At 53.2% G+C, this 22,068-nt stretch carries 22 protein-coding genes and 1 tRNA gene; 8 read left to right on the top strand and 15 right to left on the bottom strand.

The features are described from left to right. Positions 1-12: 12 nt before the first annotated feature. From ACG0Z5_RS14950 to ACG0Z5_RS14935, 4 genes are read right to left on the bottom strand one after another with little or no spacing between them, the layout of a single operon-like run. On the bottom strand, positions 13-333 hold the full coding sequence (locus tag ACG0Z5_RS14950) for a DUF5375 domain-containing protein (RefSeq protein WP_048229237.1): 321 nt from the start codon (positions 331-333) through the stop codon (positions 13-15). Continuing rightward, positions 330-557, bottom strand: coding sequence for a hypothetical protein (locus ACG0Z5_RS14945; RefSeq protein ID WP_202714079.1), 228 nt, complete (start codon positions 555-557; stop codon positions 330-332). The genes ACG0Z5_RS14950 and ACG0Z5_RS14945 overlap by 4 nt, the downstream gene beginning before the upstream one ends. Continuing rightward, on the bottom strand, positions 554-1,105 hold the full coding sequence (locus tag ACG0Z5_RS14940) for a host cell division inhibitor Icd-like protein (protein WP_394448572.1): 552 nt from the start codon (positions 1,103-1,105) through the stop codon (positions 554-556). Before ACG0Z5_RS14940 ends, ACG0Z5_RS14945 begins: the two co-directional genes overlap by 4 nt. Further along, complete coding sequence (locus ACG0Z5_RS14935) at positions 1,102-1,368, bottom strand: helix-turn-helix transcriptional regulator (protein WP_253233843.1); 267 nt, start codon at positions 1,366-1,368, stop codon at positions 1,102-1,104. The genes ACG0Z5_RS14940 and ACG0Z5_RS14935 overlap by 4 nt, the downstream gene beginning before the upstream one ends. A 550-nt stretch (positions 1,369-1,918) precedes the next feature. Between ACG0Z5_RS14935 and ACG0Z5_RS14930 the strand changes: the two genes are divergently transcribed. Genes ACG0Z5_RS14930 through ACG0Z5_RS14920 form a run of 3 tightly spaced genes read left to right on the top strand, consistent with a single transcriptional unit; the run spans position 1,919 to position 3,472 of the window. Continuing rightward, positions 1,919-2,662, top strand: a complete 744-nt coding sequence (locus ACG0Z5_RS14930) for a capsid protein (RefSeq protein ID WP_394448568.1) — start codon at positions 1,919-1,921, stop codon at positions 2,660-2,662. 2 nt (positions 2,663-2,664) lie between these two features. Next, positions 2,665-2,883, top strand: coding sequence for an ogr/Delta-like zinc finger family protein (locus ACG0Z5_RS14925; RefSeq protein ID WP_253233841.1), 219 nt, complete (start codon positions 2,665-2,667; stop codon positions 2,881-2,883). Between the two features lie 28 nt (positions 2,884-2,911). Then, the gene (locus ACG0Z5_RS14920; RefSeq protein ID WP_253233840.1) at positions 2,912-3,472 is read left to right on the top strand and encodes a phage polarity suppression protein; all 561 of its coding nucleotides are present in this window, start codon (positions 2,912-2,914) and stop codon (positions 3,470-3,472) included. 382 nt (positions 3,473-3,854) lie between these two features. Here the strand turns inward: ACG0Z5_RS14920 and ACG0Z5_RS14915 are convergent, their stop codons facing one another. The 4 genes from ACG0Z5_RS14915 to ACG0Z5_RS14900 all read right to left on the bottom strand — a co-directional run bounded on the left by ACG0Z5_RS14915 (position 3,855) and on the right by ACG0Z5_RS14900 (position 7,593). After that, positions 3,855-4,277 carry a hypothetical protein gene (locus ACG0Z5_RS14915; RefSeq protein ID WP_394448565.1) on the bottom strand — a complete coding sequence of 141 codons (423 nt, stop codon included), beginning with the start codon at positions 4,275-4,277 and terminating at the stop codon, positions 3,855-3,857. Beyond that, the gene (locus tag ACG0Z5_RS14910) at positions 4,274-6,133 is read right to left on the bottom strand and encodes a DEAD/DEAH box helicase (protein WP_394448562.1); all 1,860 of its coding nucleotides are present in this window, start codon (positions 6,131-6,133) and stop codon (positions 4,274-4,276) included. Before ACG0Z5_RS14910 ends, ACG0Z5_RS14915 begins: the two co-directional genes overlap by 4 nt. 30 nt (positions 6,134-6,163) lie before the next feature. After that, on the bottom strand, positions 6,164-7,336 hold the full coding sequence (locus ACG0Z5_RS14905) for a tyrosine-type recombinase/integrase (protein WP_394448559.1): 1,173 nt from the start codon (positions 7,334-7,336) through the stop codon (positions 6,164-6,166). 162 nt (positions 7,337-7,498) lie between these two features. Beyond that, a tRNA-Sec gene (locus ACG0Z5_RS14900) sits at positions 7,499-7,593 on the bottom strand. 290 nt (positions 7,594-7,883) lie between these two features. Between ACG0Z5_RS14900 and ACG0Z5_RS14895 the strand changes: the two genes are divergently transcribed. Both ACG0Z5_RS14895 and yicI read left to right on the top strand, forming a co-directional pair. Next, entirely contained in the window at positions 7,884-9,278 is a 1,395-nt protein-coding gene (locus ACG0Z5_RS14895; protein WP_394448556.1) for a glycoside-pentoside-hexuronide family transporter, read from the top strand. Positions 9,279-9,290: 12 nt separating this feature from the next. After that, positions 9,291-11,609, top strand: a complete 2,319-nt coding sequence (gene yicI / locus ACG0Z5_RS14890) for an alpha-xylosidase (protein WP_394448554.1) — start codon at positions 9,291-9,293, stop codon at positions 11,607-11,609. Positions 11,610-11,653: 44 nt separating this feature from the next. On the opposite strand, the gene ACG0Z5_RS14885 is transcribed toward yicI, so the two are convergent. The 4 genes from ACG0Z5_RS14885 to ivbL all read right to left on the bottom strand — a co-directional run bounded on the left by ACG0Z5_RS14885 (position 11,654) and on the right by ivbL (position 14,383). Beyond that, a complete protein-coding gene (locus ACG0Z5_RS14885; protein WP_394448552.1) occupies positions 11,654-12,106 on the bottom strand; it encodes a DUF1198 family protein in 453 nt (150 codons plus the stop codon). 66 nt (positions 12,107-12,172) lie between these two features. Next, positions 12,173-12,463 (bottom strand): acetolactate synthase small subunit, encoded by a 291-nt coding sequence (gene ilvN, locus ACG0Z5_RS14880; RefSeq protein ID WP_319627273.1) that lies wholly within the window; start codon positions 12,461-12,463, stop codon positions 12,173-12,175. Between the two features lie 3 nt (positions 12,464-12,466). Continuing rightward, positions 12,467-14,167: an acetolactate synthase large subunit gene (gene ilvB / locus ACG0Z5_RS14875; protein WP_394448616.1), complete on the bottom strand. Its 1,701-nt coding sequence runs from the start codon at positions 14,165-14,167 to the stop codon at positions 12,467-12,469. A gap of 117 nt (positions 14,168-14,284) precedes the next feature. Then, positions 14,285-14,383, bottom strand: coding sequence for an ilvB operon leader peptide IvbL (ivbL, locus tag ACG0Z5_RS14870; protein ID WP_394448549.1), 99 nt, complete (start codon positions 14,381-14,383; stop codon positions 14,285-14,287). 526 nt (positions 14,384-14,909) lie between these two features. Here ivbL and tisB point away from each other — a divergent pair. Next, on the top strand, positions 14,910-14,999 hold the full coding sequence (gene tisB, locus ACG0Z5_RS14865) for a type I toxin-antitoxin system toxin TisB (protein WP_097162448.1): 90 nt from the start codon (positions 14,910-14,912) through the stop codon (positions 14,997-14,999). 228 nt (positions 15,000-15,227) lie between these two features. Continuing rightward, positions 15,228-16,412 (top strand): multidrug efflux MFS transporter EmrD, encoded by a 1,185-nt coding sequence (emrD, locus tag ACG0Z5_RS14860; RefSeq protein ID WP_394448546.1) that lies wholly within the window; start codon positions 15,228-15,230, stop codon positions 16,410-16,412. 95 nt (positions 16,413-16,507) lie between these two features. Here emrD and ACG0Z5_RS14855 read toward each other — a convergent pair whose 3' ends face one another. Both ACG0Z5_RS14855 and ACG0Z5_RS14850 read right to left on the bottom strand, forming a co-directional pair. Further along, complete coding sequence (locus ACG0Z5_RS14855) at positions 16,508-17,830, bottom strand: 6-phospho-alpha-glucosidase (RefSeq protein ID WP_394448544.1); 1,323 nt, start codon at positions 17,828-17,830, stop codon at positions 16,508-16,510. Then, complete coding sequence (locus ACG0Z5_RS14850) at positions 17,827-19,449, bottom strand: alpha-glucoside-specific PTS transporter subunit IIBC (protein WP_394448541.1); 1,623 nt, start codon at positions 19,447-19,449, stop codon at positions 17,827-17,829. Before ACG0Z5_RS14850 ends, ACG0Z5_RS14855 begins: the two co-directional genes overlap by 4 nt. A gap of 221 nt (positions 19,450-19,670) precedes the next feature. Here ACG0Z5_RS14850 and ACG0Z5_RS14845 point away from each other — a divergent pair, with 221 nt between their 5' ends. Further along, a complete protein-coding gene (locus tag ACG0Z5_RS14845; protein WP_394448538.1) occupies positions 19,671-20,405 on the top strand; it encodes a GntR family transcriptional regulator in 735 nt (244 codons plus the stop codon). Here ACG0Z5_RS14845 and ACG0Z5_RS14840 read toward each other — a convergent pair. After that, positions 20,385-22,046, bottom strand: coding sequence for a putative transporter (locus tag ACG0Z5_RS14840; RefSeq protein WP_394448535.1), 1,662 nt, complete (start codon positions 22,044-22,046; stop codon positions 20,385-20,387). The two genes, ACG0Z5_RS14845 and ACG0Z5_RS14840, sit on opposite strands and share 21 nt — an antisense overlap. Positions 22,047-22,068 lie beyond the last annotated feature (22 nt).

Raw genomic sequence — 22,068 nt, 5'->3', positions numbered from 1 at the left:
TTATTTTCTCCCTCAGTGCACAACCGGCGTATCGATATGACGGGCGCAGAGTTCATCCATTACGGCAAGCCCCAGAAAGGACAGCGACGGTGCGGCTTTCAGTGGACCGGCTTCCATTAAATCTTCGAGCAGCGCACAGGCAATCTGACGACCTTTTTCCTCGCCGTGCTGGCGCAGATAAAACCCTTCCAGCTCGGCGGCAATAGCACTTTCCAGCGCATCGAGGGTGAGCTGCGGATAGCGGTGCTGACGTTCGCACAGGGTCAGCCAGGCACAGGCCACGGCACGACGATACAGGGCGGCGCGTAATACCGGCGGTAACGGCTTTTTCATACGCTACCCTCCCCGGTCAGCCAGCGTTGGTTGCAGCGCTCAACCACGCCGTCGAGCTGGGCGGTCATCAGGTAAATCACGGAGTTAAGCTGCGTCTGCTGCGCCGGGTCGCGGCGAAGGGAGGTGCAGTCCTGCTCCTGCATCATGGCGCTGACAAAGTGGCCGACGTTACGCAGGTGCTCAAGACATTCAAGTTCTTTAATGCTGAGGGTGGTGTGTTTCATGCGTGCACCTCCGCAACCGGCAGACGGCCAGCAAACGAGAGGATGTAATCACGAACAAGGGAAAGACGTGCGGCGTGCTCGTCACCGGCCACGGTGCGAAGCATACAGATACGGGGTTTACGGTCTGCGCGACGAACGGCGGCAAACACGAAGACAAATTGCGGGTGTGACGGGGTGAGGATCGTAGCCATAAGGGCAACCTCCAATAAGTAGCGGTTATCGCCACCACCAGAGCTGCAAATCTCATGGGTGGTAGCCCGGACGGGGTTTGCAGTACCGGCCTTATTGGAAACCGGCCAGCCCGAAGGCTGCCCCGCCCGGACCACCATTATCTGACAGGTGCCACGGTGAAAACACCACAGCCCGAAAAATAGGTGTGTCTGAGCAACGACGTAAAAAAACACGCTTGGCGCGTGTTGTGTCGCCAATAAGTTACACGGGCTGCAAATCCCGGCTGTCGATTTTGCGACAGCACGAAAACTATACCTGGAAAAGGCGAACGGAAGCAAGCCAGAAAAAGGGGCTTTCAGAAGAACGGCCATCATCATGCGTCACAGCCCCGGTTACGGTCGGCGATCCGCTCGGCCATCCATGCGGTAATTTCTGACTGCGCCCATGCCACGTTTTTACCGCCAAGTGAGATCTGTTTCGGGAAAGCCTCCCGGCTGATGAGGTCATAAATCGTCGAACGGGACAGACCGCACAGGTGCATCACTTCGGGCAGGCGAATAAAGCGCTCCTGAACGGCGTCAGGAAACGGCACTGGTGGGGCGACTGGCGCAGAAGACGGGGAAGAAAAAGTGGTGTGCATCGGGCTACCTCATAAAATCCATACAGTGCCGGTCGTGTCCGTCCGGCCTCGGGTAGCTCTCTATTTTGTGAATATTTTCTCTCAGGGCAACAAGTCATTTTGCACCGACTCACTGCACAACAAATTGTTAACTGGTGAATGGCAAACACTGGCAAAGCTATTGTATATGCTGGCATTTGGTTGCACCTGATTGCACTATCTATTATTCATTTTTATGGTTTTTTTTAATTTATTAATACAAAAAAAGTCTAAGTCAAAAACTCAGCTGAACAGGAAGCCGGTGAACAGTGGTGAACAGAAGGTGAACAGTCAGCCCCTCAACTGTTCACCATTTAACATACTGTATTACTTATATTTTTATTGAAGGTGAACAGTGGTGAATAGTTAACAGTAAAAAAACAAACACAGAGAGGGTTTTCCTTCGACCTTTTTCTGGCCAGCCGGGTTTTACCCCCTTGCTTGTGCCAGAACTGCCACAACCGCAATGAATCGAGATGTTGTGTGATGAAGGGCAGAATCATTTCAGGTTGAACCTACGGAGAGCTTGAACATGAAACCCGAAACAGTCATTTCTGCCCTGCAGAACGTTGTCGCTAGACAGAACGCGGAAAGCGAGAAGCACATCACCGCTAAACTGACCGTATTCACTGCGGCCAGAGACACCCATGCAGCCAGCATGGAAAAGCTGAAAGAGATTGATACATCAGTTGAACGCTGTAAGCAGGAGCGACAGTCCGCCCTCGATGAGAGCGCAGAGGCGGAACAGGACTGGCGCAGTCGCTTCCGTACCCTGCGCGGTAATCTCACTCCTGAAATGAAAGCGGAGCACAGCAAGCGCATCGCCAGTCGGGAGCTGGCCGACGAGTTCACCGGCCTGATTGCGGAGCTGGAGACTGACCGGAGTCGTGCCATGCTGAATGCCTGCTCCACCGGCAATAAATATCGCTCTGCGCATGGCGAAGCGTTTACCGCTTACGCCGGGGCGGAATGGGCTAAGGCTATCAACGCGGTTCCCGTCGCGCTCATACGCGCTTTCCTGCTGCGCATTCGTGCCCTGGAAATGAAGGGGGAAAGCGCACCGCAATCTGTCGCCATCGGCGAACTGCGTGATGCCCTCAACCGTCAGGGCAGTCTGTATCACTTCGATATGAAACAGGAGCCGGTTTTATCCGTGACGGGTATGCAGCGGCCAGAGATTACCGGCGTGGATATGGAACTGTTACGCAGTCCACTTAAGCGAAACATGCTCGCCCAAAAGCTGGCTGAACATGACGGAACTAAGGCGGGGGCATAAGTATGTTTCACTGTCCGTTCTGCAAAACCGGTGCGCACGCCCGTACCAGTCGTTATCTGTCTGAGAACGTCAAACAGCGCTATCACCAGTGCGTGAATATCGAGTGCTCGGCAACCTTCCGCACGCTTGAATCCGTTGACGGGGTTATCTGCTCACCGCCGACAGAGCCGGTCATCCCTGCATCCGAACCGGCGGCCACCGTTAACCATGCTGGCGCTTAAGAATGACCAGTCATCAGGAGAAACTTACGTGACCACACTGACGCTAAAGAAAGCCTTTGAGGCCTGTCAGGCAAACAAATCCGCCTGGCTGCAACGCAGGGACGAACTGACGCAGGCCGAACAGGCATACCGCGAACAGCTTGACGGTGACGGTCACAGCGGCCGGAGCCTGCAAACTCTTCGCGATATTATTGGGGTAAAGAAATGGGAAATTAATCAGGCTGCCGGTCGCTATATCCGATCGCATGAGGAGGTGCAGCGTATCAGCATCCGTAACCGGCTAAATGATTTTATGCAGGTGCACGGCGCGGAGCTGGCCGCAGCGCTCGCGCCTGAATTAATGGGCTATAACAGCCAGCATCCCGCCGTCCGAAACTGCGCCATGCAGCACTCGGTCGACTATCTACGCGAGGCACTAAATGTCTGGCTGGTCGCCGGTGAAAAAATTAATTATTCTGCGCAGGATAGTGACATTTTAAGTGCCATCGGATTCAGGCCTGACGCGGCTTCACGAGATGATAATCGTGAAAAACTCACACCTGCACAAAACCAGAATTACGTGAATAAACGCGCTGAACTGGCCGCGTAGGAGCCCGTCAAAAAATCCCCGCAAATCCCGCCCTTTTTCCCGAATTAAGCCATGCATGCATAAGGTGCATGGTTTTGCATGCGTTTTCACGTCCCGGCCTCCCCCGCCAGCGCCAGCTCTGGCGCGGTCTGAGGCTACTCTTACACCTGCATTAAAAGCGGCCCCTTAAGCGGGCAGGCGTGGCGGGGAGAGCATTGCGCGCCAGCGGTGGTGTTTAATATTAATAATTATCGTCTGAGTGTGTCGTGACGGCGCGGCGCGGTTGATGTTGGTTCGTTATTGGTTGGATGTAATCGTGCGCGCGTGGTGCGTCTGAGGTCTGATGGTGGCGAGATATGAAAAAGCCGCCTGCTGGCGGCTTTGATATGAAGGAACTGGACTATCAGGCAACTTTTAAAACTGGATAGAAAATAGTTTTAAAATCATCAGGAATCGCTTCTCTAAGTTGACTGATAATCGAACTGTTCTTAGGCAACTGCGATGCCAAGTTACTGAGCAGCTCATCAAGCTTTTCACTGCGATCCCATTGGACCTTATAGCTTGAGGAATCAATTTTTTGAGCAATTGATAGTAATTGTTGTCTATCGTTATAGACATATTTCATTTTAATTAAATTGACACCATCATCATGAATGTCTGAATAAGTTAAAATGAAATGAACTTGCTCACCTTTCTTATAAGTTTCGATGTGTTGATATTCATGCTCAAAAATAGATGTAACTAACTCATGAGGTTGTACCCCTTTGACCATGCAAAAAGAAATTATTTTATTAATCTCTTTCATGATTTGAGTATAGTTTGTCATTTAATCATCCTCTCAACTTCTGCGAGAACCTTATCTAAATCATTAATCGACTGGAGAAGGGCTTTGTTATCTCGCTTATCAACTGGGCCATAAGCTTTGGCTAGCTTTATAAAAACATATCTCACTAATATAGCATCATTAGCCTCGTCTGTCTTTAAATATGGCATGTAACGGCTAAAAATCGCATAAAGCTCTGAGCTTTTCTCACCAATACCATTATCAATCAGTAGATTAGACACCGCATCTTGAGTGCGTGTTTTCAGAATATCCCTCATTAATTTTCTTGCTTGGTGGGGTCTTTTCTCAATTAACTCAGGATCAATGTATTCAGCAGCTTTCTGTACTTCTTTTTCTGCTATTTTCTGGCGTAACTCTTCTAATGTATCCTCTGGAAGGTCTAGGCCAGCAAGTCTAATTTTTTCTATTTGCTGGTTTACTGAATCGCTTATCTCATGGCGTTTTTGTTCGAATAACGCATTAAAATCAATGTCATTTAAGTAAGAATCTTTATCGCTTACATAAGCACTTTCACTTTCGACTCCTGCTAATTCGCTGCCTCTTTCGACATAGTCTCTGTCAGTAAACGTATACTCGCGTACAGTTGCTCTACGAGCTTTTTCAACCTCATTCTGGAAATTTTCCCACATGACATTTAGGCCTATTTCCTCATGAAATATCACTATGCCATTATTATCAATTTCGAAATGTGTTATTTCAGATGAAGGTATGGCTCGTAAGATCCTTCCAACTACTTGAGCGAAAGCATTAAGACTTCTATAGGGACGGAATATTGCTAGAATTGTAAGATACTTATGGTCATAGCCTTCCATTAACATATTAACAGAAATCACTACATCACATTGGTGATTATCTACTTTCATCAAAGCGTCAGATAGATCGCCAGGATCCATTTCGCTGTGTACTATGACAGAAGTCATACCTCTTTCTTTATACCAACTAAATAAATCTTCTGCGTGCGCTATACTGCAACCCACCGCTAAAATTTTATGCGGAACCTTTTGAGAGGTGTTTTTTAGTTCTCTAAGTTTTGAAATGCTATGGTCAATGACATCTAAAGAGCATTCTTTGGATAGAGCGATACTTTTTTCAATCCACTCTTTATCTTTGAGCATTAATATTTGTTCTTTAGAAAGCTTTATTCCTGGTTGTTCTGGAGTAGTAAAAAACAGCTCATGTGCATTGACTGTTTCTTTTCTTAACCATTTTACATATTTATCTCTCATAACTTCAGATAAAGGTGTTTCATGTATTCTTACTCCCGGGATTTCCTGATTATCTCCCCGATAGGGCGTTCCTGTTACATGAAGTATTTTCGCACTAGAGAAATAACGGAGCGTATCGCGCCAGCTCTGAGCAGGTGCATGATGAGCCTCATCAATGATGATTAAATCAAAGAAATCAGAAGGAACTCTATTGATTAATGCATTATCGCGAGTTGACGCAACCTTTTGTATATTAGAGTAAACAATATGACTACTTAAAAGATGTTCGTCTGATAACTCAGCGGAATATTCATTAACAATGGGGATGTCTTTACTGCTAAATACAATATCGAAGTTTACCCAAAAATTATCTGCTAGAACTTCTTGGGTTTTTCTTATGCTATCTTTTGTGATGAGTCCAGGAGTGATAATTAAAACTTTTTTATGTGCAACACCAAACGGAGCTATTGAGATAAGGCCACTCTTTCCTGTACCAGTAGGCAAGACAACCAGAGCCTCTTTATTTTCTTCATCGCTGAAGAAATCTTTTATTTTTATATAGGCTTCGATCTGCGGAGCTCTAAGTTTGGTATTACCTTCGATATTTACTGCTGTGTCAAAAAAATAAGACATTTTAATTGCCCTTAATTAGTTAACTAATAATTACTTTTGGGGGTATAGTTGGTCGGCATAAAATTGAAGCATGCGAGCCCTGCCATCAAGATACTGAGCATGGTTATAGATACCACGAATGCTATTCTTATCCACATGGGCAAGCTGCATCTCGATCCATGCACTATCGAATCCCTCTTCATGCAGTACCGTTGACATTGTGTGTCTGAAACCATGTCCAGTGGCTCTCCCTTTATAGCCCAACAACTCAATCACTTGGTTGACGCTTTCCTTACTTATAGACTTTTTACGGTTATTCCGTCCAATAAAAATGTAGGGATAGTGACCAGTGATAGGTTTTAGCTGTTGAAATAAAGCGATTACCTGTGCTGAAAGTGGTATTAAATGAGAACGGCGCATCTTCATTCGTTCTGCTGGTATCTCCCAAACCCCCTTATCAAAATCAATTTCATCCCATGTGGCAAAGCGCATTTCCTGTGTCCTGACTCCGGTAAGCATCACAATTTTTGTCGCGTTTTTAGTAATGATGCTTCCTGTGTACGCCTCTAGATCCTGAACAAAATGAGGTAGTTCTTCTGCTGATAGGAACGGGTGGTGTTTTTGCTTGGGAACTGCCAATGCGATAGCCAAATCAGGCGCAGGATTATATTCAGCGCGGCCAGTTATGATTGCGTAGCGATAAACCTCACCGCACCTCTGACGCACCTTACGTGTTTTTTCTAACGCTCCACGCTTCTCTATCCTCCGTAGCACTTCAAGCAGTTCCAGTGGTTTTATCTCACTGATTGGGCGCTTACCAATGAACGGGAAGATATCTTGCTCGAAGGTCTTAATGATTTCGTCGCGGTAAGCCACTGTCCAGCGGTCAGCTTTGTTGGTGTGCCATTCTCGACATATGGCTTCGAATGAGTTCTCTGTGGAGAGTTGCTGCGCTAACTTTTGAGCTTTGCGTTCTTCCACTGGATCGATGCCATTAACTACCTGCTTGCGTGCTGTTTCGCGTTTGTCGCGAGCCTCTGCAAGCGAGACGAGACTGTAGGAACCAAATGACATTAACCGGGCTTTACCTGCAAACCGGTAGCGGAACCTCCATCCTTTGCTCCCGTCGGGATTTATGAGCAAGGATAAGCCTTGTCCATCGTTGAGGGTGTAGGGCTTGTCTTGTGCCTTAGCGCGTCGGATTTGTATGTCTGTAAGTGGCATGTGTATAAGTGAAATCTGCGTATAAAAAAATTATACACATCACTATACATTTTTTTCGTGGATTTAGGGAGATTCCCTCGAACTGATACGGATGACGCCATTAGATAACTTGCTGTAAATAATGGTTTTAAAGGACTTTTTCGGACATGGAGAGATGATAATTGGCGGAAGATCACAGGAGTCGAACCTGCCCGGGGCCGCTGGCGGTCCCATCTGGATTTGAAGTCCAGCCGCCTCACCGGAGACGACGACCTTCCGCGCCTCGATTGCTACATGGAGGCGGGGCGCATTATAGCTACTTTCAGGCAGTTACCACACTCTTTGATGTAAAAATTTACGCGCACCTGTGCAGTAAATCACCGTATTGAGCATAAACCCTCAGGAAATCCTCAAGTTACATTTTCACACATTCTTCTCCTGAACCGCGATCACAGAAAACAAGAAACGTAATCCGCTAACAAGATATTGGAATTCCATCGGCAGGGACGATGGATTACAACCATGTAACCGGTTACTGGAAGTCGATGACGCTGTTAAGGATAAAAAAATGACTCACGAAGTGTTGTCCGTGAAGGAGAAGATTGGCTACGGCATGGGAGATGCCGCCAGCCATATCATTTTTGATAACGTCATGTTGTACATGATGTTTTTTTATACCGATATCTTTGGTATTCCCGCTGGTTTCGTTGGCACCATGTTCCTGCTGGCCCGTGCACTGGATGCGATCTCTGACCCGTGCATGGGCCTGCTCGCCGACCGCACCCGCAGTCGCTGGGGGAAATTCCGCCCGTGGATCCTGTTTGGTGCCATCCCGTTTGGCCTAGTATGCGTCCTGGCCTATAGCTCGCCGGATCTCTCCCTCAACGGCAAAATGATTTACGCCGCTCTGACCTACACGCTGCTTACCCTGCTGTACACGGTGGTGAATATCCCTTACTGCGCCCTGGGCGGAGTGATCACCGGCGACCCAGAGCAGCGCGTCTCCCTGCAATCCTGGCGCTTTGTGCTGGCTACGGCGGGCGGGATGCTCTCCACGGTGCTGATGATGCCACTGGTTAACCTGATTGGCGGCGACGATAAAGCCTTTGGCTTCCAGGGCGGGATCGCCGTGCTGTCGGTGGTGGCGTTCCTGATGCTGGCCTTCTGCTTCTTTACCACCAAAGAACGCATCCAGGTGCCGCCGAGCACCTCGTCAATGCGCTCCGATTTGAAAGATATCTGGCAAAACGATCAGTGGCGTATCGTCGGCCTGCTGACCATCCTCAACATCCTCGCCGTCTGCGTACGCGGCGGCGCGATGATGTATTACACCACCTGGATTATGGGCTCCGCCGGGCTGTTCACCGCCTTCCTGTGCACCTACTGCGTCGGCAACCTGATTGGCTCGGCGCTGGCGAAACCGCTCACCGACTGGAAATGTAAAGTGAGCGTGTTCTGGTGGACCAACGCCGCACTGACGGTGCTGAGCGTGGCGATGTTCTTCGTGCCGATTCAGGCCAACCTGGTGATGTTCGGCTTCATCTTCGTGATTGGTGTGCTGCATCAGCTGGTGACCCCAATCCAGTGGGTAATGATGTCCGACACCGTCGATTACGGTGAGTGGTGCAACGGGAAACGCCTGACCGGGATCAGCTTTGCAGGCACGCTGTTCGTGCTGAAGCTCGGCCTGGCGCTGGGCGGGGCGATGATTGGCTGGATGCTGGCGGCAGGCGGTTACGACGCCGGGGCGAAAACCCAAAACGCCGACACTATTAACATCATTATCGCGCTGTTTACCCTGGTCCCGGCGGCCTGCTATCTGCTGAGCGCCATTATCGCCAAGCGTTACTACACGCTGAAAACCCCTTATTTACGAAAAATCATGGCGGATATCGCGCAGGGCGCGCGCCGCAATCAGAAAGAATTTGAGCAGGCTCCGGTCAGCAAAGAATTAGCGAACTAAGAGGAACAAGGCATGAAAATCAGTGATGGAAACTGGCTCATACAACCTGGCCTGAATCTTATCCACCCGTTGCAGGTGTTTGATGTCGAACAGCAGGGCAACGAAATGGTGGTCTATGCCGCGCCGCGTGACGTGCGCGAACGCACCTGGCAGCTGGATACCCCGCTGTTTACGCTGCGCTTTTTCTCCCCGCAGGAAGGCGTGGTCGGGGTGCGCATTGAGCACTTCCAGGGCGCGCTGGATAACGGCCCGCACTATCCGCTGAACGTACAGAAGGATGTGCCCGTCGAGATGCAGAACACCGCCGAGTTTGCCGAGCTGAAAAGCGGCAACCTGAGCGTGCGCGTCTCCAAGGGCGAATTCTGGGCGCTCGATTTTCTGCGCAACGGCGTGCGTATCACCGGCAGCCAGGTGAAAAACAACGGCTACGTGCAGGACAGTAATAGTTCCCGCAACTACATGTTCGAGCGCCTGGATTTGGGCGTGGGTGAAACCGTGTACGGCCTCGGTGAGCGCTTCACCGCCCTGGTGCGTAACGGCCAGACCATCGACACCTGGAACCGCGATGGCGGCACCAGCACCGAACAATCCTACAAAAACATTCCGTTCTACATCACCAACCGTGGCTACGGCGTGCTGGTCAATCACCCGGAGTGCGTGTCGTTTGAAGTCGGTTCCGAAAAAGTGTCGAAAGTGCAGTTCAGCGTTGAAGGCGAATACCTCGAATACTTTGTGATCGACGGCCCAACGCCGAAAGAGGTGCTGAACCGCTATACCCAGTTCACCGGCCGCCCGGCGCTGCCGCCAGCGTGGTCATTCGGCCTGTGGCTGACCACCTCGTTCACCACAAACTACGACGAAGCGACGGTAAACAGCTTTATCGACGGAATGGCCGAGCGCAATCTGCCGCTGCACGTGTTTCATTTTGACTGCTTCTGGATGAAAGCTTTCCAGTGGTGCGATTTTGAATGGGACCCGGTGACCTTCCCGGATCCGGAAGGCATGATCCGCCGCCTGAAAGCCAAAGGGCTGAAAATCTGCGTGTGGATCAACCCGTATATCGGCCAGAAATCACCGGTATTTAAAGAGCTGAAAGAGAAGGGCTATTTGCTCAAACGCCCGGACGGCTCGCTCTGGCAGTGGGATAAATGGCAGCCGGGGCTGGCGATTTATGACTTCACCAACCCGGAAGCGTGCCAGTGGTACGCCGACAAACTGAAAGGCCTGGTGGATATCGGCGTCGACTGCTTCAAGACCGATTTCGGCGAACGCATCCCAACGGACGTGGTGTGGCACGATGGCTCCGACCCGCAGAAAATGCACAACCATTACGCGTTCATCTACAACGAACTGGTGTGGAATGTGCTGAAAGAGACCCTCGGCGAGCAGGAAGCGGTGTTGTTTGCACGCTCGGCCTCGGTCGGGGCGCAGCAATTCCCAGTGCATTGGGGCGGCGACTGCTACGCCAATTACGAGTCAATGGCGGAAAGCCTGCGCGGCGGGCTGTCGATTGGCATGTCTGGCTTTGGTTTCTGGAGCCACGATATCGGCGGCTTCGAAAATACCGCCCCGGCGCACGTGTATAAACGCTGGTGCGCCTTTGGGCTGCTCTCCAGCCACAGCCGCCTGCACGGCAGCAAATCCTATCGTGTACCGTGGGCGTACGACGATGAATCCTGCGATGTGGTGCGCCACTTCACCGAGCTGAAATGCCGGATGATGCCATACCTCTATCGCCAGGCAGCGATTGCCAACGAAACCGGCACCCCGGTGCTGCGCTCGATGATGCTGGAGTTCCCGCAAGACCCAACCTGCGATTATCTCGACCGTCAGTATATGCTCGGCGATGCCGTGTTGGTCGCGCCGGTGTTCAGCGAAGCAGGCGATGTGCAGTTCTATCTGCCAGAAGGCCGCTGGACGCACCTGTGGCACAACGACGAGGTGCAGGGCAGCTGCTGGCATAAACAGCAGCACGACGCGCTGAGCCTGCCGGTGTACGTGCGTGATAACACCCTGCTGGCGCTGGGTAACAATACGCAGAAGCCTGATTACGCGTGGCACGACGGCACCGCGTTCCAGCTGTTTGCGCTGGAAGACGGTTGTGAAGCGGTGTGTCAGGTTCCGGCGGCGGACGGTTCAACGCTGTTTACGCTGAAGGCGAAACGTCAGGGTAATGCGGTGCAGGTGCAGGGTGAAGGCGAGGCCCGTAACTGGACGCTGTGCCTGCGCAACGTTCCGCAGGTAGCCAGCGTGCAGGGCGGTTCTCAGTCCGGCAGCGAATGGGGCGTGGTGATTGCCCCGCAGGGTAATTCAGTGGTGATAACGCTCTAACGGGAGTGGTCTGTTTCCCCTCCCTCATGGCGAGGGGAAACGACTCAGTGCAGCCAGGTCACGCCGTCCTGCGGCATGAACAGCATATTGTAGCGATGCTGGAACGCATTGAATTCCGCCACATCCGGCTCCAGCTCCCGCAAGAAGCTCAGCGCCAGACGAGTCTGCGCATCGGTCACGGGGGCGGCAAGACGCGCTTTTTGCAGCTGGCGGTGCCAGTAAAGCATATTGGTCTCGCTGGCATCGACCACCGCCACCTGCCAGATAAGCAAAATCTGCGCGGCATTCTGCAAATGCGCTTCATTCGGGCGATGTAAATAGCCCAGAAACTCGTCCCCCGCGCGTTTGCCCATCTGATCGACCATCGATTCAATGTGCATTGGTGTGATCCCCAGCCGTTCGCTCAGGCGTTTGATCGCCCGACGCGAATCGGAGGTGATTACCCGAAATCCCACCACAAATACCACTCCCAGAGTGGCTAACGTCAACCAGATCATGCCGTCCTCTCAGCTTTACTCAGCCCGGACATGATAAAGACATCCATCGCGAAGTCGACAGAAGGATCATTCAAAAAACAGACCCAGTTTGTTGAACACGCCCGGGTCGCTTTGATGGCGCGTCACGTGGGCGACGTCCTCCAGCTTGTCGATTTGGCTAATCATTTGTTCGAGGCGCTGATCGTTGTTCACCAATAGCCAGATTCGGCTTTTGTCGCTGTTCTGAATTGGCAGACACAAAATGCCTTCCACGTTGAACGCCCGGCGGGCAAACAGGCCACACACGTGGGTCATTACCCCCGGGTGGTTACGCACGGTGAGTTCCAGAATAACGTTGTCATGAATTGCGTTTTGCATGGCTTATTCCCCCACCATTTCAGTATTTGCGGCACCCGGTGGGACCATCGGCCAGACTTTTTGTTCAGGATCGATACGGACGTGAATTAATGCCGGGCCTGGGCGGGAAATGATTTCCTGCAACGCGGCCTGCGGATTTTCGGCGGTATTCAGGTCGCAGGTTTGCAGGCCAAAGCCTTGCGCAATTTGCATAAAATTAATCATGCCCGGATAGGTCGCGGCGAACACGCCCTGTTTGTAGAACAGACTTTGCTGTTGATGCACCAGCCCCAACGCCTCGTTGTTCATCAGGATGATTTTCACATCGAGCTGATTTTCCGCTGCGGTCGCCATCTCCTGAATGTTCATCATCAGGCTGCCATCACCGGAAAAACACAGTACTTTACGATGCGGATTCGCCAGCGCCGCGCCAATTGCCGCCGGTAAGCCAAAGCCCATGGTGCCCAGACCGCCAGAGGTCAGCCACTGACGCGGACGGTTGAGCGGATAGGCCTGCGCCGTCCACATCTGATGTTGCCCCACGTCGGTGGCGACAATCGCCTCGTCATCCACGCAGGCCGCCACGGCGTTAATCAGCCCATAATGGGTCAGCGGGTCGCCCGCCTGCGGAATGGCCGACGGAAACTCCTGCTGCAAATCGGCCACCAGCTGACGCCACTCAGTGCGTGGCTGGGCTTCAATCAACGGGATCAGCTGGTCGAGCACTTCACCCACGTCAGCCTGAATCGCCACGTGCGGTTGTTTGATTTTACCCAGCTCCGCGCGGTCGATATCCACGTGGATAATTTTGGCATTCGGGCAGAACTGTTCGGTTTTACCAATCGCCCGGTCATCAAAACGTGCGCCTAAAACAATCAGTAAATCAGATTCTTGCAGGATAAAGTTGGTGCTGCGCGCGCCGTGCATCCCGAGCATCCCTAACGACAGCGGATGCGCTTTCGGCAGCATGCCGAGCGCCATCAGGGTCATGGTAGTCGGCAAATTGGCTTTTTCAGCCATCTTGCGAATGTGCTCCGGGACGTTAATCACCCCGCCGCCCAGGTACAGCACCGGGCGCTTAGCCGCGTTAATCATTGCTGCCGCGTCGCGCACGTCGGCCAGGTTAAACACCGGAGCGGGCGCTTTGCAGCCCGGCATCGGCAGGTCATCGATATCAATTTCAGCGGTCTGAACATCCTTCGGAATATCCACCCATACCGGGCCAGGGCGGCCTGACTGTGCGATACGAAACGCGTCGCTGATAACCTGCGGCAGTTCGCTGATGTCACGCACTAAATAGTTGTGTTTGGTAATCGGGATGGAGATGCCGTAGGTGTCCACTTCCTGGAAAGCGTCGGTACCAATCATCGAGGCCGGAACCTGACCGGTGATGCACACCAGCGGGATGGAATCGAGACGCGCATCGGCGATGGCGGTCACCAGGTTGGTTGCGCCCGGGCCGCTACAGGCCATGCACACCGCCGGTTTGCCCTGGGTGCGCGCCATACCCTGGGCGATAAACCCTGCGCCCTGTTCGTGGCGGGCCAGCACGTGGCGGATTTGTTTGCTCTGGCTGAGGGCGTCGTACAGCGGTAACACCGTTCCGCCCGGAATACCCGTGACGGTGGTAATGCCCTGACGTTCCAGTAAGTGAACGATCAGCTGTGCGCCGGTAAAACGCTTAGCCTGGGAGGTCGTCTGCGTAGACGCCGAGTTTGACGACATTGTGCCCGAAGTTGCCATGTTCCAGTCCTGTTCTTCTGGGCCGACTTTCCGGGGGGCTTAAACGAAAAACCCCGCCGGTTTGCGCCGGCGGGGTTTTGGAATCGTGTGTTCCGGACCCTACGGCGCATTGCCGACGACCACCACCACACGCACGACGACCACTGCGGCTGGTTGCGCAGTTGGTAGTAGGTTGATTGCGTTCAGGTTAGTGTTCATTAGGGACCATGACGTTGTGTGAGTAACTGGATTTATACAAGCACAGCCAATCCTTCGCGGCAAGCGCTTTATCGCCACACGCAAAAAACTGCGAACTTTGTCACATTTAGCTGCAAAACCTCAGAAAACAAAAAACCCCGCCGGAGCGAGGTTTTGTCAGTGGTTTACGGTTGGTGGCCGCGAAGCGCACTGTGTTACGTCAACCGCAGAAGTATACGCGATCGGCGGCGATCGCGCAATTTACGTCACGGTTTACCGCGTTATGCAGTATGCGACAGCCGCCGGATTTTGTCGATAAAATACTGTTCATCCATACAGCGCCTATCTATACTGAAGCTGTTCACAGTGAGCCATGTGGGGGCCGCATGTTCGACCGGCGCGCAAAAAAGTCCTGGCTGAAACGGGTGGTGCCGTCAGCGCCTTAACCCCCGGGAGAGCACACTGTGTTACGTCAACATCACGGCTGATGACAGGCAGCGGAAAGGCAAGTCAGTCGGAAGTTCTCCTGTAACCTGAGGAGAAACGTATGGGTGGAGTGGAACTGGCACTGTTAGTCCTGAAACTCATGGTTGCGTTGCTGCAACTGCTTGATGCAGTCCTGAAAACCTTCCGGTAATCAGGTTCAGGCCGTACCAAAGAGGGGCGGGCAACCGCCCCTCTTTCACGCTTTTCCCTGTGGCAACATTTGTTGCCGAACCTTGTGTATAAAACCTGCCTGCTGCCGCTTCGTCGATCCTGCCGTTATGGTTGTTCTGTCATTTTACTGTGGTAGATTTCTTCCGCGTTTTGCGGATGTGCCAGTCACATATTCTTTCTTTTTAACCATTCACAAAGTATTCATCGCATGAAAAGGCATAAGAACGTCAGTTTGCTGTTGATGTTGGTACTGCTGGTTGCCGTTGGGCAGATGGCGCAGACCATTTATATCCCGGCGATTGCCGATATGGCGCGTGAGCTGAACGTGCGTGAAGGCGCGGTGCAGAGCGTGATGGCCGCGTACCTGCTGACCTACGGCGTCTCACAGCTGTTCTACGGCCCGATTTCAGACCGCGTGGGCCGACGTCCGGTGATCCTCATCGGGATGACGATTTTTATGCTTGCGACGATTGTCGCCATGACCACGCACAGCCTGACGATGTTGATTACTGCCAGCGCCATTCAGGGTATGGGCACCGGGGTGGGCGGCGTGATGGCGCGTACCCTACCGCGTGACCTGTACGAAGGCACGCAGCTGCGTCATGCCAACAGTTTGTTGAACATGGGGATTTTGGTCAGCCCACTGCTGGCCCCGCTGATTGGCGGGATGCTCGATACGGTGTGGAGCTGGCGGGCGTGCTACGGTTTCCTGCTGGTGCTGTGCATCATTGTTACCTTCAGCATGGCACGCTGGATGCCGGAAACCCGTCCGCAAAATGCTCCGCCGACCCGGCTGGTCACGCGCTACAAAACGCTGTTCGGCAACAGCGCGTTCACCTGTTATCTGCTGATGCTGATTGGCGGCCTGGCAGGCATTGCGGTGTTTGAAGCCTGTTCTGGCGTATTGCTGGGCGCGGGATTGGGTCTGAGCAGCATGGTGGTCAGCATCCTGTTTATTCTGCCCATTCCGGCGGCGTTTTTCGGCGCGTGGTTTGCCGGTCGACAGAACAAGCGCTTCTCAAGCCTGATGTGGCAGTCGGTGATTAGCTGCCTGCTGGCGGGCGTAATGATGTGGATCCCGGGTCTGCTGGGCGTGATGAACGTCTGGACGCTGCTGGTGCCTGCCGCCCTGTTCTTCTTCGGGGCAGGTATGCTATTCCCGCTGGCGACCAGTGGGGCGATGGAGCCATTCCCGTTCCTCGCCGGAACGGCTGGCGCGCTGGTGGGTGGCTTGCAGAATATTGGCTCCGGCGCGTTAGCATGGCTGTCGGCGATGCTGCCGCAAAACGGCCAAAGCAGCCTCGGCCTGCTAATGACCCTGATGGGATTGCTGATCCTGCTGTGCTGGCTGCCGCTGGCGTCGCGCTTTAACCAACATCAGCAAACCATTTGATGGAGATAATGGCCCACTGGCGCCAGGGGCTGAACCGTAGGCCCGGCAGGTGTAACGCCGCCGGGCGCTTTAGAACGTTGTCAGCAATCAGAACATCAGTGCAGTTCTGGCCAGTAGTCCTTATTGGCCTCGATTAAATCATCAAGGATAGCCTTCGCCACCGATGCGCTCGGTACGGTTTTAGACAGGGTGATCGCCTGCCACAGTTTCTGATAAGAACGATGCTCCCAGGCATCGACCACCAGTTTTTCCACCGCCACCTGCTGGCTCATCAGCCCTTTCTGGAAATGCGGAATATCGCCCACCACCAGGGGTTCAGGCCCATTTTTGCCCACCAGACATGGGATCTCCACCATCGCATCGGCATCAAAGTTATGGATTGCCCCGTTGTTTGGCACGATAAGCAGCATCCGTTCCTGAGTGTTAAAGGCGATCGCCGCCGCTAAATCCACGATGTATGACGCGTGCTCATCAATTTCCAGTTCGCCTGCCGATGATTTTCCGGCCTGAATAATGGCGTTACAGGAGCCGAAGACATGCTTCTCGCGGTGCTCCATCACCTCATTGGCGCGGGTATGATTCGGGTTGGAGTGCTTCACCACATAATCAGGGAACAGATAGTACTTCAGATAGGTATTCGGCATGGTATCGGGATCCAGCGCCTGCACATCCCGGGCTTTGACGAAAGTATCGTTCCAGCTCGCTTCGGTATGCGGATCGTCAGATGGCGGCACATAGCCAAATTTAGCCACGTGTTCGCGCAGCTTCGGCATTAAATCATTGCCGTTCAGATCTTCAATAGAGGTCCACCAGCCGAAGTGGTTAAGCCCGTAATAGCGGGTGCGCATCTGTTTTCTGTCAGGCAGACCGACGATTTCCGCCATACGGCTCTCGATGCCGATCGGCATGTCGCAGATGTTGAGAATTTTTGCGTTAGGCCGCAGGCGACGCGTGGCTTCCGCCACAATCGCTGCCGGGTTGGAATAGTTCAGCATCCAGGCGTTTGGCGAATATTTTTCCATGTAATCCACCAGCTCAAGCACGCCGCCAATCGAGCGCATTCCGTAGGCAATCCCACCGGGTCCACAGGTTTCCTGGCCCAGCACGCCGTGGCGCAGCGGGATTTTTTCATCTTTTTCACGCATCGGGTATTTGCCGACGCGGATATGCGCCATCACAAAATCCACATCGGTAAACGCGGCTTTCGGGTCGGTGGTGTAGCTAAATTTGATGTCCGGAGCCTGCTCCTGAAGGATAATTTTGCAGGCTTCGGCGACGGTCTCCTGGCGAGCGCCGTCGTTGTCATAGAATGTCAGCGCGCGCAGCGGCAGGCGATCCTGATTGGCCAGCAACATCAGGACAATTCCGGGGGTAAAGGTGCTGCCGCCACCGGCTACAACGATTGAGAATTTTTTCATGATACTGCCTCCGTCATGGATTTGGGTTCGGTTATCGGTGTTTCTTGCATCAGGGTTTCCAGCTGGTCACGCACCACCGGCACATTCAGACCGACAATGACCTGTATGCCGTCGCCGCGTCGAACCACGCCGTGCGCGCCCAGCGCTTTGAAAATGTCGTCACTTTGGGTCTGTGCCATGTCGGCCAGCGTGATGCGCAGGCGGGTGGCGCAGTTATTAATGCTGCGAATGTTGCTGGCTCCACCAAGCGCCTCAAGGAATCCGGCGGCCTGGCCGCGCTGAATCTCTTTAGCCGTCGAGGCCGTCGTTGGCTGGCGTGAAGCCTGATAGTCGGCTTTGCTGTAGAGCTTGATTTCACTCTCTTCGCGGCCCGGCGTTTTAATGTTGAAGCGAAGAATGAGGGTGCGGAAAACCACGAAGTAAATGACGGTGAAGGCCAGACCGATGGCGATTTGGGTAAAAATCATCCCCGAGTGGTTGTGGAACATTGGGATCCAGTCCAGCGGCAGAATGGTATCGATTAAGCCGCCCCCCATATTTCCGGAGACACCCGCCATGTACATCACGGTCGCCATGGTGGCCGCCAGTATTGCGTGCAGGACAAACAGCGGCGGGCAAATAAACAGGAACGTAAACTCCAGCGGCTCGGTTATCCCCACCAGCACGGCGGTCAGCGCCGCCGGAATAAGCAGGCCAGCCACTTTTTTACGATTCTGCGGGGCGGCGGTGTAGTACAACGCCATCGCAATTCCCGGTGCGGCGAAGACTTTTGAGTTGCCGAACAAGGCAAAACCACCTTCCGGGAACAGGGTTTTCAGGGATTCGGTTGATTGACTAAATTCCAGCAAATGCTCGGCCCAGTACACCTGAATGCCGCCTTCAATGGCCGCCGGACCAAACACAAAGGGACCATAGACAAAATGATGTAAGCCGGTCGGGATCAGCACCCGTTCCAGGAAGGTATACAGCCAGACGCCCCCGGCTCCTGCGCTGCGTAAAAAGGCTTGCAGTGATTCAATCCCTAACTGGACTTTCGGCCAGCCCAATAATGTGAGCCAGGCGCAGGGGATCATTACCAGGAAAGCAATCATCACCACAAACGAAGTGCCCTGAAAGGTGCCGAGGAATACCGGTAAAGGTTTATCAAAATAGCGATTATGAAGACCGGTCACGAGCCCTGAAATAACGATCGCACCGATAATACTGGTATCAAGGGTTTTAATTCCGGCGATCATTGTCAACCCACTTCCCGCCACCGCATCCAGCGTAAAATCAACGCCAAAATAATGACCCCAGGTCATGCCCATGGCGTTGATAAAATAGTTCCAGGTTAAAAAACTGACCATTACTGCCAGACACGCCCGGCCCGGCGCCTGCTTTGCCAGGCCGATTGGCAACCCGACAGCAAAAATAAGCGGCATATTACGGAAAACCGTCCAGCCGCCCTCTTCAATAATATGAACAATCTGGCGAAATAAACTGTCTGGCGCGGTTAATGATTCACTTACAAATAAGGGGTTTTGCAACATAATTGCAATGCCAACCACAATACCTGCAAACGGAAATAACAGGACCGGGGTAAACATTGCACCACCAAAACGTTGTATTTGACTGAGCATTTTTACATCCTCATCGAAACTGGTAGGGGAAGAGCTCTTATTGGATTTATGGACTGACCTGGCATGAGCATATGAAGTTACGTCGCGGCAATGCGGATATGCCGCTGCGTTCCGTGACCGTGTTCATAGTTTAAAAAGACACCATGATGTCTACTTTTTGTTTATAAATCAGACATCACCGGATCAAAATGTCCTGGTGACTGGCTAAGAGAGGTCTACTGGTGATCTATAAATCCATTGCAGACAAACTCCGTCTGCGCCTGAATTCCTCAGATTACTGCGTGGGCAGCCCGCTCCCCGGCGAGAAAGCGCTGGCGCGGGAGTTTGGCGTGGCGCGTATGACCATCCGCAAAGCGACCGAGCTGCTAATGACGTGGGGACTGGTCGAGCGCCGACACGGCAGCGGCACCTTTGTGGCACGCAAAGATGTCCATCAAGAAACGACCAATCTGACAGGCCTGGTGGAAGTCATGCTCCTGCAGGGAAGGTCGGTGGTGAGCAAGGTGCTGACCTTCGAAGTGATCCCCGCGCCCCCGGCGATTGCCGGTAAGCTGCGGATCCCGGTGAACAGCCAAATCTACTTTTCCCGACGGATTCGCTATGTCCAGGGCAAACCGCTGCTCCTGGAAGACAGCTATATGCCGGTCAGCCTGTTTCGCACGCTGTCGGTGGCGCATCTGGAAGGGTCGAAATTTGATTACATTGAGAAGGATTGCGGGATAACGATCAGCGGTAATTATGAAAGCCTGGCGCCGGTATTAGCCGATAAACAGCTGGCTACATCGCTGAATGTGGAGCTGCATACCCCACTGCTGTGCATTACTTCGCTGTCCTATAGCGATAGTGGGGAATTTCTAAATTATTCGGTGATGTTCAGAAACGCGCGGGAATACCAGGTGGATTACCATTTACGGCGTATCCACCCGGAAACACCGCTAACCCATGCCCCAGAATAGTACCGCCAGCAGCTGCGGGGTGATGATGCGCAGGAACATCACCAGCGGATACACCGTGGCGTACGAGAGCGCCGCCGCGCCGCTGGTGGCGTGCAGATTGTTGGCGAAGGCCAGTGCCGGCGGATCGGTCATCGAACCCGCCAGCATGCCGCACAACGTGAGATAGTTCATGTTGGCGAACATCCTCGCCAGAATGCCGACCGTCAGCAGCGGGATAGCGGTGATGAAGATGCCGTAGACAATCCAGCTCAGGCCATCGCCTTCGGTCAGCGTGCGGACAAAATCGCCGCCGGACTTAAGACCGACCACCGCCAAAAACAGCACTATCCCCAGTTCGCGCAGTGCCAGGTTGGCACTCGGCGGCATAAACCAGTACAGCTTCCCGATGCTGCCTATGCGTCCGAGGATCAGCGCCATAATCAGCGGCCCGCCCGCCAGACCGAGCTTCAGTGCCACCGGGAAGCCTGGGATAAACAATGGCACCGAACCCAGCAGCACGCCCAGCCCGATACCGATAAACACCGGTAACATCTGTACCTGCTGCAATTTTTGCTGCGCGTTACCGACCTCCGCCGCCACCGCATCAATCGATGCGGGCCGCCCGACCAGATTGAGGATATCGCCAAACTGCAGACTGGCATTGCTGCTGGCCACCAGTTCGATACCCGCGCGATTAAGGCGTGAGATAACCACGTCATAGCGCTGTTTCAGGTGCAGATCGCGGATTTTCTTGCCCAGAACCTTCTCATTGGTGACCACCACGCGTTCAACTTTGAGGTCGGTACCGCGCGTCGACAGCGACGTTTCCACCTCTTTACCAATCACCAGCTGCGCATTGTGCAAATCCGCAGGCTGACCAACCAGATGCAGCAAGTCGCCCACGTGGATCAGCGTCCCGGGCGACGGCACCATCAGCATTTCATCGCGCTTGAGCCGCGAGCAGATAATGTTGTCCCCGTTGAGCACCGGCACGTCCTGAATCGCCAGATTGTTAAGGTTAGGGTTTTCGACCCGGATATTGATGGTTTGCAGCAAGACATGACCGTTCCCAACGCTGGTATCAAACTGCTGCGCTTCTTTTTCAACGTTGATACGAAAGAACAGCCGCATCAGCCACATGGTCAGCAGAATGCCGCAAATGCCGAACGGATAGGCCATCGCGTAGCTCATCCCCATTTGATCGACCACGTCGAATGGCACACCCAGGTCACGCAAGATTTGCTGCCCGGCCCCCAGCGCCGGGGTGTTAGTCACCGCCCCGGAGAAAATGCCAAGCATCACCGGCAAGGGAATGGCAAACAGCTTATGCAGCAGGGCGGTGACCACTCCGCCGAGCAATACAATCAGGATGGCGAACAGGTTAAGCCGCAGGCCGGAGACGCGAAGCGAAGCGAAAAACCCTGGCCCCACCTGAATACCGATGGTGTAGACGAACAGGATCAGGCCAAACTCCTGAATGAAATGCAGCATCGGGCCACTGAGCGTGACCCCGGCCTGCTCGATAAAGTGGCCGACGATAATCCCGCCAAACAGCACCCCACCGATACCAAACCCCACGCCGCGGATTTTGATATTGCCTATCCACAATCCCACCACGGCGACCAGCGCCAGCACGCTGACGGTCAATGCTATGTCACTCATTATATTTTCCCTGTGAATAACA

The sequence above is a fragment of the Scandinavium sp. M-37 genome, from assembly GCF_043558715.1.
GTDB lineage: Bacteria > Pseudomonadota > Gammaproteobacteria > Enterobacterales > Enterobacteriaceae > Scandinavium > Scandinavium vulneris_A.
The sequence above is the reverse complement of the archived record's forward strand: the minus strand, read 5'-3'. Positions and strand labels throughout refer to the sequence as shown.

What these genes read in the sequence shown, in the direction of transcription:
- ACG0Z5_RS14885 (WP_394448552.1), bottom strand. Translation starts at nt 12,106, where the DNA reads ATGATCTGGTTGACGTTAGCCACTCTGGGAGTGGTATTTGTGGTGGGA.
- ACG0Z5_RS14935 (WP_253233843.1), bottom strand. Translation starts at nt 1,368, where the DNA reads ATGCACACCACTTTTTCTTCCCCGTCTTCTGCGCCAGTCGCCCCACCA.
- ACG0Z5_RS14850 (WP_394448541.1), bottom strand. Translation starts at nt 19,449, where the DNA reads ATGCTCAGTCAAATACAACGTTTTGGTGGTGCAATGTTTACCCCGGTC.
- emrD (WP_394448546.1), top strand. Translation starts at nt 15,228, where the DNA reads ATGAAAAGGCATAAGAACGTCAGTTTGCTGTTGATGTTGGTACTGCTG.
- ACG0Z5_RS14910 (WP_394448562.1), bottom strand. Translation starts at nt 6,133, where the DNA reads ATGTCTTATTTTTTTGACACAGCAGTAAATATCGAAGGTAATACCAAA.
- ilvN (WP_319627273.1), bottom strand. Translation starts at nt 12,463, where the DNA reads ATGCAAAACGCAATTCATGACAACGTTATTCTGGAACTCACCGTGCGT.
- ACG0Z5_RS14905 (WP_394448559.1), bottom strand. Translation starts at nt 7,336, where the DNA reads ATGCCACTTACAGACATACAAATCCGACGCGCTAAGGCACAAGACAAG.
- yicI (WP_394448554.1), top strand. Translation starts at nt 9,291, where the DNA reads ATGAAAATCAGTGATGGAAACTGGCTCATACAACCTGGCCTGAATCTT.
- ilvB (WP_394448616.1), bottom strand. Translation starts at nt 14,167, where the DNA reads ATGTCGTCAAACTCGGCGTCTACGCAGACGACCTCCCAGGCTAAGCGT.
- ACG0Z5_RS14925 (WP_253233841.1), top strand. Translation starts at nt 2,665, where the DNA reads ATGTTTCACTGTCCGTTCTGCAAAACCGGTGCGCACGCCCGTACCAGT.
- ivbL (WP_394448549.1), bottom strand. Translation starts at nt 14,383, where the DNA reads ATGAACACTAACCTGAACGCAATCAACCTACTACCAACTGCGCAACCA.
- ACG0Z5_RS14840 (WP_394448535.1), bottom strand. Translation starts at nt 22,046, where the DNA reads ATGAGTGACATAGCATTGACCGTCAGCGTGCTGGCGCTGGTCGCCGTG.
- ACG0Z5_RS14915 (WP_394448565.1), bottom strand. Translation starts at nt 4,277, where the DNA reads ATGACAAACTATACTCAAATCATGAAAGAGATTAATAAAATAATTTCT.
- ACG0Z5_RS14895 (WP_394448556.1), top strand. Translation starts at nt 7,884, where the DNA reads ATGACTCACGAAGTGTTGTCCGTGAAGGAGAAGATTGGCTACGGCATG.
- ACG0Z5_RS14945 (WP_202714079.1), bottom strand. Translation starts at nt 557, where the DNA reads ATGAAACACACCACCCTCAGCATTAAAGAACTTGAATGTCTTGAGCAC.
- ACG0Z5_RS14940 (WP_394448572.1), bottom strand. Translation starts at nt 1,105, where the DNA reads ATGATGATGGCCGTTCTTCTGAAAGCCCCTTTTTCTGGCTTGCTTCCG.
- ACG0Z5_RS14930 (WP_394448568.1), top strand. Translation starts at nt 1,919, where the DNA reads ATGAAACCCGAAACAGTCATTTCTGCCCTGCAGAACGTTGTCGCTAGA.
- ACG0Z5_RS14855 (WP_394448544.1), bottom strand. Translation starts at nt 17,830, where the DNA reads ATGAAAAAATTCTCAATCGTTGTAGCCGGTGGCGGCAGCACCTTTACC.
- ACG0Z5_RS14950 (WP_048229237.1), bottom strand. Translation starts at nt 333, where the DNA reads ATGAAAAAGCCGTTACCGCCGGTATTACGCGCCGCCCTGTATCGTCGT.
- tisB (WP_097162448.1), top strand. Translation starts at nt 14,910, where the DNA reads ATGGGTGGAGTGGAACTGGCACTGTTAGTCCTGAAACTCATGGTTGCG.